This window comes from Pseudomonas sp. EL_65y_Pfl2_R96 (assembly GCF_963970905.1).
Taxonomy (GTDB): Bacteria; Pseudomonadota; Gammaproteobacteria; order Pseudomonadales; family Pseudomonadaceae; genus Aquipseudomonas.
Genome location: NZ_CAXAQH010000386.1, coordinates 1 through 437 on the forward strand (window position 1 = coordinate 1; position 437 = coordinate 437).

Genomic DNA, 437 nt, shown 5'->3' on the forward strand with positions numbered 1-437 from the left:
CGATGCGGCGATTACCGAACTTGCCGACTTCGTCACCTTGCTTGAAACCAATGGCGCACAAGGCCGCCTGAAGGACTGAACCCCATGCCGAAATATACGCCCCCTGCTCGTGATGTTCGCTTCGTGCTCGATCATGTGGTCGGCCTTCCGGCTTATGCCGATCTGCCCGGCTTCCAGAATGCAACGCCCGATGTGGTCGATGCCGTGCTGGACGAGGGCGGCAAGTTCGTCGCCGAGGTGCTGTTCCCGCTCAATCATTCGGGCGATCAGGAAGGCTGCACCCGCCATGACGACGGATCGGTCACCACGCCCAAGGGTTTCAAGGAAGCCTATGACTCGTTCGTCGAATCGGGCTGGGGCACGCTCAGCGCGCCGGAGGAGTTTGGCGGGCAGGCGATGCCGCACGTCGTTTCGACCGCGTTTCAGGAATTCATGAT

Annotated in this window: 1 pseudogene; it reads left to right on the forward strand. The window is 60.9% G+C overall.

Features of this window, described 5'->3' with window-relative positions:
• Positions 1–84: 84 nt before the first annotated feature.
• Positions 85–437 (forward strand): annotated as a pseudogene (locus AACY49_RS31185) (acyl-CoA dehydrogenase N-terminal domain-containing protein); the annotation flags it as partial.